Below are 9,721 nucleotides of genomic sequence, written 5' to 3' on the forward strand. Positions count from 1 at the left end.
CTGTGACCGCCGTGATCGCCGGGGCGCCACGGGGTTCCGGTCGGCGTGTGCTCGGCGTCGAGGGGGCGGCTCATCCGCCGCAGCCTCCACCGCCGCCGCAACCCCCGCCGCCACAGCTGCTGCCGCCGCCGCTGTCGCCGCCACCCGAACAGCTGCTGCCGCTGCCGCTGAAGTCCCCGCCCGACGCACTGACCGTTCCGGTGGCGCTCGCCAGACCCGGATCGGCGCTCCACAGCACGGCCGCTCCGAACAGCGCCACGGCCACGGCCGCGCTGTCGGCGCCGTAGGAGGCGTAGGCGGGCGAGTTGTTCGGGCGCAGATGGCCGTTGCGGCGGGCGGCGTCCAGCAGCAGGTCCCGGCCGCGTTTGGTCAGCCGGGGCGCCCGGATGAGCAGGCGGGTTGCCAGGAACAGGATGACGATGCTGATGCCGAGGAAGAGGACGGGCTTGTGGTTGTCCAGGCCCGCGGCGAACCGCACCGCGCCGAGCGCGAGCAGCACCCAGAGCGGTATCGCGGACAGTGCGATGGTGCGGCGCTGCCCGTCGCTCAGCAGGTAGCCGCGTTTGGCCAGCGAGACCCGCAGGGCGTCCAGCGCCGTCCGCGTCGCCTTCGCCAGGGCCGGAATCTTGCGGTCCGCCGACACGCGCAGGTGCGCGTACACGGCCCGGGTCACCGGATCCAGCGCGTCGAGCTCCTGGGTGCTCACCGCCCGGCTGGGGTTGCCCGCGGAGTCGATGAGCCCGCGGCCACGCAACTGCGTGAGCGCGGCCAGCACCGCTCGCCGGTCGTCGAAGAGCATCGCGGTCTCGGTCGGATTCAGCGGTCCCGCATAGGGATCGGCCGGTCCGGTGGAACGCCCGATCCGAATGCGCTGGGCGATGACGAAGACCCCGCCCGCGAGCGCGGCGAACCAGAACAGCGCCAGGAACGTCGGCCCGGGAACTCCCCAGGTGTCGGCGGCGAGGGCCGGGGCGTGCGTACTGGCCAGTGTGGTCCAGGGAACCATGGCATTCCACCTCGGAACTCGTGCGTGCGGTCGATCAACATCAGTATCGCGGTCGTCCGGGTGCGGTGTTAATCCTTTTTGCCGGGGGTGATTAGCCTTGACCCGTGCGATTTCTCAGCAAGTTCTATATCGACGGATTCATTTTGTCGATCCTCGCCGTCATCGCCGTGGCCAGTATTTTTCCGGCGCGCGGAGATGCCGCGGTAATTGTGAGCTGGCTCACCAAGATTGCTATCGCATTGCTGTTCTTCCTGTACGGCGCGCGTCTGGCTCCGAACGAGGCGATCGAGGGTCTCAAGCATTGGCGCCTGCACCTGGTCGTGCTCGCCTGCACCTTCGTGCTCTTCCCGGTCCTCGGGGTGGCCGCGCACCTGCTGGTGCCGAGCGTGCTGACCGAGGACCTGTACACCGGTCTGCTGTTCCTGTGCCTGGTGCCCTCGACGGTGCAGTCCTCGATCGCCTTCACCTCCATCGCCAAGGGCAATGTGGCCGGTGCGATCGTCAGTGCCACGGTCTCGAACCTGCTGGGCGTCTTCCTGACTCCGGCGCTGGTCATTCTGCTCATGAACACCACCGGCCAGGCGCGGGTGGACCTGTCCTCGATTCTCGACATCGTGCTGCAGCTGTTGGTCCCGTTCTTCCTGGGGCAGCTCATCCGCCCGCGGCTCGAGGACTGGCTCGCCCGCTACGCCGAACCGACCAAACTCGTGGATCGCGGCTCGATCCTGCTCGTGGTCTACAGCGCGTTCAGCGCGGGGATGGTCGAGGGCATCTGGCACGCCATGTCGCCGTGGCGGATCCTGGCGCTCCTGCTGGTGTGCTGCGTCCTGTTGGCCCTGGTGCTCGCGGCGACCATGGCGGCCGGTCGCGCCGCCGGCTTCAACCGCGAGGACCGCATCGTGGTCGTCTTCTGCGGGTCCAAGAAGAGCCTGGCCACCGGTCTCCCGATGGCCACGGTCCTGTTCGCCGGTTCACCGATCGGCCTGATCGTGCTGCCGCTCATGCTCTTTCACCAGGTGCAGCTCATCGTCTGCGCGGCGCTGGCGCAGCGCTGGGCGCGTACGGCGCCGTGAGGGCGACCAGGTGACTGTCGTCGGTGGACAGTGGCCGGGAATGCGGCCGGGGCGGCGCGGTGAGGGCCCGCACGACGGCGCGGTCCGCGACGGGGTCGCCGACGGCTATGCGGACGCTGCCGTCGGCATAGCGCTTGGCCGCGATACCGGCGCGGGCCAGTGACCGCGCGATATCGGCCCCGGGAAGGTAGAGGAAGTTGGCGCTGCTGCGGGGCACCCGGATACCGGCGCGGCGCAGCCGGGTGCGCAGCAGCTCGCGCTGGGTGGTGATGTGCAGAATGCGCTCGCCCAGTTCGTATTCGGCGGCGTAGGAGGCGCGGACCGCGGCGGCGGCGAGCGCCGGGACGCCGAACGGCAGCTGTAGTCGCTGTACCCGGCGGATCAGGTCCGGGGAGCCGAAGGCGTAGCCGATGCGCAGGCCCGCCAGGCCGTACGCCTTCGAGAAAGTGCGCAGCACCAGTACGTTCGGATGCCGGTGCACCAGTTCCACGGCGTCCAGAACCTCGCTCGCACCGAGGAATTCGAAGTACGCCTCGTCCAGCAGGACCGGAACGCCGGCGGGGACAGCGCACAGGAAGGCTTTGAGTTCGCTGCCCGACACCACCGTTCCGGTGGGATTGTGCGGACGGCAGATCGCGACGAGGCCGGTGTCCCGGTCGATGAGCCGGGACATGGCCCACAGGTCCTGGCGACCGTGCGCATCCAAAGGGACGGGCGCGGCGCGCAATCCGGTCATCCCGGCCAGGATGGGATACCCGTCGAAGGTCGGCGCGGCGAACACGAACCGCGCGCCCCGGCGGGGCAGGGTCTGCATGATCTGCATCGCGACCCCGGTCGCGCCGGCGCCGGCCACCACCTGATCGGCGCGCGCGCCGATGTGCCCGGCGATCAGCTCGGGCAGCAGCCGCGGCCGGAATTCGGGGTACCGGTTCGCCGTGGCCAGTGCCTCGTCCAGCGCGCCGAGCACCGAAGGCAGTGGCGGGAAGGGATTCTCGCTCAGGCTCAGGTCGAAGCGCTCGGCTTCGAAGAGCCCGTTCTCGAAGCGGTCATTCTCGAAGCGGAACGACTCCAGCGCCGTCATCGCGCGGCCCCCCACCGCACGGCCGCGGCGCCCGCGAAATCACCCGCGTGCGCGAAGGCCGCCATGAGCACGACCGAACCGTTGCGCAGCCGGCCCGCGGAGTTCTCGGTGTCCAGCGTGACGGGAATACCCGCGGCGAAGAGGTTTCCGCAGCTGTCGAAGGTATCGGGATGTCGTTCGGCGGGCAGTTCCAGCGCGTCGTGCCAATTGCGCAGGAACAGCCGGTTGGGCTGATTGGTGACCAGGGTGTCGATATCGCTGCTCTTGACCCCGATGCGCTTGCACACCGCGTGGGCGACCTCGGGCACCAGCCGGTTGCCGCGCGTGAACACCTTGGCCACTTTGGATTCGGTGAAGGTGACGCACGCCTGACCCTCGCCGGGCTGCCAGTATTTGCGCTCGGACCCGGTGTCGAAATCCATGTCTCCCGCGAACTCGGGATAGGTGCGGCATTCGATATCGAGAATGGGCGCGGAACTGTTCTTGACCAGCAGCCCCACCCCGCAGCCGTCGCCGGGCACGGCGCCTGCGCGAGCCCGCGGATGTCGGGCTGGGTGAAGACCGGCCCCGCGCAGTTCTGGGTGGTGACCAGCAGTGCGGTGCGCGCATCGGTGGTCCGCAGCACGGTGCGGGCGAGCCACATCATGTGTACGAAGGCCGCGCAGCCGCCGTTGTGCACGTCGAAGACGTAGCGCGGGCGCATGTTCAGCCTGCGCGCGAGTTCGCCGCCGCAGCCGAGCACCGGATTGTCCGGCAGCTGGGTGTGGGTCAGCAGTACATCGATCTTCGAGAGCTCCTGCGCCCCATGGCGTTCCACCAGCGGTGCGGCGGCCCGCTCGGCCATGTCGACGGCGGTCTCGTCGGGCCCGCGGTGATGGCGGCCCTTGGGCGCGCGGAACATGACGTTCTTGGCCATGCGTTCGGATCGCGAGAACCGCGTGAAGTACTCGGTGCCCACCGGTTCACCCGGCAGATACGAGGCGACGTCGAGCAGGCTGACCGGAGGGGTGGTCCAGGCGGGATCGGTGAAGTCCATGGCGCACTCCTCATTTCATCCAGGTCGGCGTCAAGGGGAGCCCGTGTGCGGCGCGGTACTCGGCGATGGCCCGAAGGTTGTCGAGTTCGAGTTGATGCCCGGCGGAGAACATCTCCCAGAAATCGCCGACCCACACCTTGCGCTTGTCGGGCGCGGCGTCGCCGTAGGGATTCTCGTCGTAGAACGGGTGGTGGCAGTTCGTCCAGAGCACCACCGATCCCGGCTTGTCGAACACCACCTGCGCGTCCACCACGCGCAGCAGGTAGATCATCCAGAGGTGATCGGGCTGATCCCAGGCGCAGTGATAGTCGACCGTCATGGCGTCGGGATTGGCGACGGTGCGGGTGTAGATGCGGGTGCTCTCGCCCAGCCGGTCGTAGGACTCCCACAGGCCCGGGGTCGCGGTCTCGGTGAAGCCGCGCAGGCTGTAGGTCCATTCCTCCAGTGAGCGGGTGTCCGAGAGGTAGTCGTAGAGCTCGCGGGGCGGTGCGTCGATATGACCCTGGACCGTGCAGTACTCGCCGAAGATCTGATCGTGCGGATAGACCGAGCGCAGCATGTCCAGAATGATCGGCGTGGTGGCCTCGCGATCGGAGGTCTCGATCCGCAGGACGCCGGGGATGTCCGCGGGCAGGTCGTTCAGGGCGGGCAGTTGCTCACGCTCGGGCCGGGTCGAACTGGTCACGATTACCTCCGGGGTGCCGTCAGGAACGGCGTGAAAGGCGGAATCTCGTCGGGATCGCACTCGATCGCGATGCACGACGGTCCGGGGCTGCCGAGGCAGTGCCGCAGCGCGGCACGGAGTTCGGCGGGTGTGGCAGGTGCACGGGTGCACAGATCCGGGAACATGGCGGCCAGACCGGCGCCCGGATTCGCCGGCCGAAACCGGTTGAAGCTGTATCGATCCCGGTAGTACAGCTGTTCTCGGGTCACGCACATGGCGTGCGCGTTGTTGTTGAGGAGCACGAAGGTGACGGGCAGGCGGTGCTCGACCGCGGTGTGGATCTCCATGCCGTGCATGTAGAAGGCGCCGTCGCCGGCGATCACGACGGTGCGCCGGAGACCGCCGTCACCGCGGCGGTGCCGCGCGAACGCCGAGCCGATGCCCGCGCCGAAGGCGTAGCCCATGCCGCCCATGCCGAGGGCGACGGTGAACCGGCCGCCCCGGGGCAGCCGTAGGTGGTGCACCACGGCCGCGCCGGTATTCCCGGCGTCGGCGAAAACATCGGTACCGGCGGGCAATTCGGAGTTGATCGCCTCGATTACCTGGAGGTAGCGCAGTCCCGGGCCGGTGGCGGGCGGCACCTCGCGGGCGGACAGGACCGCCGTCCGCGGTCCGGGCTCGGTGCTCTCGCCGACGCTCGCGCGCTCGGAAAGCGGCTCTCGCGCCGCCGATCCCGGCCGCTCGCCGACGGCGAGCACGGCGACCGGCACGGGCGGGCGCAGCGCGGCGCTCAGGTCGGCGAGCGTGACCGCCAGATCGGCGGCGTGCGCGTGAATCGAAGGCAGAAACGGGATTTCGGCTCCGATGCCGGCCAGTGGCACGGCGTCCAGCGCATCCTCCAGCCCGGCCCTGTCGGTCAGCGGCAGGCGGGTGCCGATGAGCAGGCACAGGGCGGCGGATTCGAGGGCGGCCCGCGCCTGCGCGTGGCCCATGCTGCCGGTGATGCCGCGGAAACCCGGGTCGGCGTGGTGGTAGACGTCCATGGCGTCCGGGCACACCGCGACGGCGGCGTCGAGCGTCCGCGCCAGTTCGGCCAGTTCCGCGCGCGCGTCGTCGCGGGCCACCTGCGCGCCCGCGATGATCAGGACGTGGCCCAGCGCTCGCGCGGCGCGCAGGGTCTCCGTCACCCGGTGCAGGCTCGCGGCGGGCGGCCGGTGCGCGCGGGGCGGCGGCGCGAAATCGGGAGCGAGCAGATCGGCCCGCTGAATGTCCTTGGGCAGCAGCAGTATCGCCGGGCCGCCGCCGTGCCCGCCGGTCTCCGGGTCGTCCCCGCGCGCGGCGAGCACCGCCCGGGTGAGGTGAGCGGGCAGGTCGGCGGGCGCGTCGACGCGCGCACAGTAGTGCGAGACCGGCGTGAACAGCCGTACCGCGTCGATGGCGCCGGCCTGCCCGCTCGTGTCCTGGAAGGCGCCCTTGCCCTCCAGGACGGTCGGGGGCTGGCCGATCAGGGCCAGCACGGGCACCCGGGAGGCGTAGGACTCGGCGAGTCCCGGGAGCAGATTCATCGCGCCGCCCCCGGACGTGGCGGCCACGACGCCGAGCCCGGAGGTGGAACGCGCGTAGCCGTCGGCCATCGTGGCCGCGGCGAATTCGTGTTTGGCCACGACGGCGGTGAGGAGTCGCCGATGATCGTGCGCCGCGTCGTACAGGTCTTCGATATTCGCTCCGCCGACCCCGAAAAGGTGTCGCACCCCGAGCGCGGAAATCGCTCTGACCAGGTGATCCACCACTCGTGTTCCATTGTGCATGGGCGGCTCCTCTCGGCGCCGGACACCGGATGCCCGAGTCGGTTCTACTCGGGATACGAGCGGGGGTTGCCGAAGGTTCAATCGCCGGGCGCGGCGGCCGTCCGAGATCCGCGCTTGCAATGTATGTATACGTCTACGTATAGTTGGCTCATGCCGAACAAGACGATCTACGTATCCGATGAGGACCTCAAGCTGTTCACGCGTGCGCAGGAACTGGTCGGGGGCAATCTGTCGGGCGCGATCGTGACGGCACTGCGCCGGTTCATCGAACTCGAAGAGGGCCGGCTCGAGGGCTACGACGAAGTGGTTCTCAAGCTCGGCAAGGACGGGGTGCGGCAGGTCCGCTTCTCGGCCACCCTGCTCACCGAATGGCACCAGGTCACCGACAAGCGCGTCGAGGACATCCGGGTGTACCGCACCCGCAAGGGCGCGTACGCGGTGCACAGTCATTTCTCCAACTGGAGCGAATTCCCCACCGACACCAACATTCTCAAGGATTGGAAGCAGTGGCGCCGCCTGCTCGGCGTCGGCGAACAGGACTGGGGTGATTACGAACTCGTGGTCGTGGACGAACTGCGCGAACTCGAGAAGCTGATCCCCAACCGGCTCTACGCCCGGCTGGTCGACGCCGCCGAACATCCGAACGTCGAAGTGCTCGACATCTGATCGCACACCCGAGGCGAAACCCGCTCTCGCACAACTGAACAGCTCATCGCTTTGATCGCAGCCTCGGCGGTCACGGCTCAGCCAACTCATGCATTCATGCGTATCCATTGATCCGAGGGGAACAATGAACCACGATCAGCACCCGGCCGCGATAACCGTCACCGGCCTGTGCAAATCCTTCGGCGAGCAGATAGTGCTCGACCGCATCGACTTCCGCGTCGAACCGGGCAGCATCTTCGCCCTGCTCGGGCCCAACGGCGCCGGCAAGACAACCACCGTGCAGATCCTGTCCACCCTGCTGCGCGCCGACGGCGGCGACGTCGAGGTCGGCGGGCACGACCTGGCCACGAGACCGGACCGGGTGCGCTCGGTGATCGGGGTGACCGGACAGTTCTCCGCGGTCGACGAACTGCTCACCGGACGCGAAAACCTGCTGCTCATGGGCGATCTGCGGCACCTGCCGCGCTCCGAGAGCCGCCGCCTGGCCGACGAGCTGCTCGCGAAGTTCGATCTGACCGACGCCGCGGACAAGACCGCGGGCAGCTACTCCGGCGGTATGACCCGCCGCCTGGATCTGGCCATGACCCTGGTCGGCGGCCCGAGCGTCATCTTCCTGGACGAGCCGACGGTCGGCCTGGATCCGCGCAGCCGCCGCGCCATGTGGGACATCATCCGGGAACTGGTCCGGGGCGGGGTGACCATCTTCCTGACCACCCAGTACCTGGAGGAAGCCGATCAACTGGCGGATCGCATCGCGGTGCTGCACCGGGGCCGGCTGGTCGCCGAGGGCACCGCCGATCAACTCAAACGCCTGGTGCCCGGCGGCTACATCCGCCTCGACTTCACCGATCGCGATCAATTGACCGGCGCCGCACAGGTTCTGGGCAACACCGCACAGGTCAACGGCGAGCTGACGCTGGCCGTCCCCAGCGACGGCGGCGTGCGCTCGGTGCGCGAGGTGATCGACCGCCTCGACGCCGCGCGCATCGAACCCGCGGGGCTGTCGGTGCACACCCCCGACCTGGACGACGTCTTCCTCGCTCTCACCGGCGAACACACCACCAGCAAGGAGAACGCGCGATGAGCGCCCTGGCCACCGCCTACGTCGATTCCAAGACCATGCTGCGCCGGAACATGGTGCACGCCAAGCGCTACCCGGCGATGACCTTCAGCATGATCCTGATGCCCATCGTGCTGCTGCTGGTGTTCAACTACGTCTTCGGCGGCGCGCTGGGCGCGTCCACCGGCAGGTACATCGACTACCTGACACCGGGCATGATGCTCATCATTCCGGCGTACATGATCGCCGGCGTCGCGGTCTCCATGTGCACGGATATGACCAAGGGCATCGTGAATCGCTTTCGCACCATGCATATCTCGCAGTCGTCGATCCTGACCGGCCAGGTCGTGGGCAGCTGGATCCAGGGCATGCTCGGGGTGGCGGCCATGACCGGCGTCGCGGTGCTGGCCGGCTTCCGGCCGTCCGCGAGCCCGGTGGAGTGGCTGGCCGCGATCGGCCTCATCGGCCTGGTGTTCTTCGCGCTGAACTGGCTCGGCGTCGCCTTCGGCCTGGTCGCCCAGACGCCGGAGAGCGCCAGCAACATGCCGATGCCGATCCTGCTGCTGCCCTTCCTCGGCAGCGGTCTCGTGCCTACGGACACGATGCCCGCCGGTGTCCGGCACTTCGCGGAATACCAGCCCTTCACGCCGATCACCGAGACCCTGCGCGGGCTGCTCATGGGCACCGAGATCGGCAACAACGGCATCATGGCGCTGGCCTGGTGCACCGGTATCGCGGTACTCGGATTCTGCTGGTCCACTTCGCTGTTCCGCCGTCGCGCCGACTAGGCACGTCCCTTGGTCCGCACCCGCACGTCGCGATGACGGCGCACCCCGAACCGGGGTGCGCCGCCTTCGTGCGTTCCGGTCCGCCCGTCGCGGTCCCCGCGCGAGTTCCGGTCCATGGGCGATGTCCGCCCGGAACGGTCAAATACTCGCTGCCAGTAGCACTTTCCCGTACCCGTCGCGCACCTCGACGGTGCGCAACTGCCCCGGCTCGGCGGAGGTGGTGCCGTCCGGGGTGAAGACCCGGCCCGGGGTCGCCGTCCACTCCGCCAGCTTGGATTGCGTGCCGTCGTGGCGCACCACCCACAGCGACAGTTGCCAGGCGTAGACGCTGTCGGCCGGCGGGTAGTCGCACCACATGTCCACCCGCGTCTGCCCGTTCACCAGCAGCACCTTGAAGGTCGCGGTGATCGGGGTCTCGGCCTGCGCCCGCAGCGGGCCCTCGGCGACCACCCGCGATATCGCCGGGCGCTGGTTCTCCACCACCGCGGCCGTCACCGGAATGGCGACGCACGCCGCCGCGGCGGCGGCCGCGATCGCGC

General features: G+C 69.0%; 8 protein-coding genes and 2 pseudogenes. 4 read left to right on the forward strand and 6 right to left on the reverse strand.

Annotated elements, in window-relative coordinates; genetic code table 11:
• Positions 1-70: 70 nt before the first annotated feature.
• Complete coding sequence (locus tag ABZ319_RS26010) at positions 71-1,006, reverse strand: TIGR04222 domain-containing membrane protein (RefSeq protein ID WP_354989099.1); 936 nt, start codon at positions 1,004-1,006, stop codon at positions 71-73.
• Between the two features lie 104 nt (positions 1,007-1,110).
• Here ABZ319_RS26010 and ABZ319_RS26015 point away from each other — a divergent pair, with 104 nt between their 5' ends.
• Positions 1,111-2,079 (forward strand): bile acid:sodium symporter family protein, encoded by a 969-nt coding sequence (locus ABZ319_RS26015; RefSeq protein ID WP_354989100.1) that lies wholly within the window; start codon positions 1,111-1,113, stop codon positions 2,077-2,079.
• Here the strand turns inward: ABZ319_RS26015 and ABZ319_RS26020 are convergent.
• The 4 genes and pseudogenes from ABZ319_RS26020 to ABZ319_RS26035 form a co-directional block, all read right to left on the reverse strand.
• On the reverse strand, positions 2,030-3,160 hold the full coding sequence (locus ABZ319_RS26020) for an aminotransferase class I/II-fold pyridoxal phosphate-dependent enzyme (protein WP_354989101.1): 1,131 nt from the start codon (positions 3,158-3,160) through the stop codon (positions 2,030-2,032). The two genes, ABZ319_RS26015 and ABZ319_RS26020, sit on opposite strands and share 50 nt — an antisense overlap.
• Positions 3,157-4,196 (reverse strand): annotated as a pseudogene (locus ABZ319_RS26025) (3-oxoacyl-[acyl-carrier-protein] synthase III C-terminal domain-containing protein). Before ABZ319_RS26025 ends, ABZ319_RS26020 begins: the two are co-directional and overlap by 4 nt.
• Positions 4,197-4,206: 10 nt before the next feature.
• Entirely contained in the window at positions 4,207-4,881 is a 675-nt protein-coding gene (locus ABZ319_RS26030) for an SRPBCC family protein (protein WP_354989102.1), read from the reverse strand.
• Positions 4,882-4,883: 2 nt separating this feature from the next.
• Positions 4,884-6,668 (reverse strand): thiamine pyrophosphate-binding protein, encoded by a 1,785-nt coding sequence (locus tag ABZ319_RS26035; RefSeq protein WP_354989103.1) that lies wholly within the window; start codon positions 6,666-6,668, stop codon positions 4,884-4,886.
• Between the two features lie 150 nt (positions 6,669-6,818).
• On the opposite strand from ABZ319_RS26035, the gene ABZ319_RS26040 reads away from it, so the two are divergent.
• From ABZ319_RS26040 to ABZ319_RS26050, 3 genes are all read left to right on the forward strand, one after another.
• A complete protein-coding gene (locus tag ABZ319_RS26040) occupies positions 6,819-7,334 on the forward strand; it encodes an EXLDI protein (RefSeq protein WP_354989104.1) in 516 nt (171 codons plus the stop codon).
• Positions 7,335-7,458: 124 nt separating this feature from the next.
• Positions 7,459-8,418 (forward strand): ATP-binding cassette domain-containing protein, encoded by a 960-nt coding sequence (locus ABZ319_RS26045; protein ID WP_354989105.1) that lies wholly within the window; start codon positions 7,459-7,461, stop codon positions 8,416-8,418.
• Complete coding sequence (locus tag ABZ319_RS26050; protein WP_354989106.1) at positions 8,415-9,182, forward strand: ABC transporter permease; 768 nt, start codon at positions 8,415-8,417, stop codon at positions 9,180-9,182. The genes ABZ319_RS26045 and ABZ319_RS26050 overlap by 4 nt, the downstream gene beginning before the upstream one ends.
• A gap of 138 nt (positions 9,183-9,320) precedes the next feature.
• Here ABZ319_RS26050 and ABZ319_RS26055 read toward each other — a convergent pair.
• Positions 9,321-9,721: pseudogene (locus ABZ319_RS26055) on the reverse strand (hypothetical protein); the annotation flags it as partial.

The sequence above is a fragment of the Nocardia sp. NPDC005978 genome (genome assembly GCF_040614455.1).
GTDB lineage: Bacteria > Actinomycetota > Actinomycetes > Mycobacteriales > Mycobacteriaceae > Nocardia.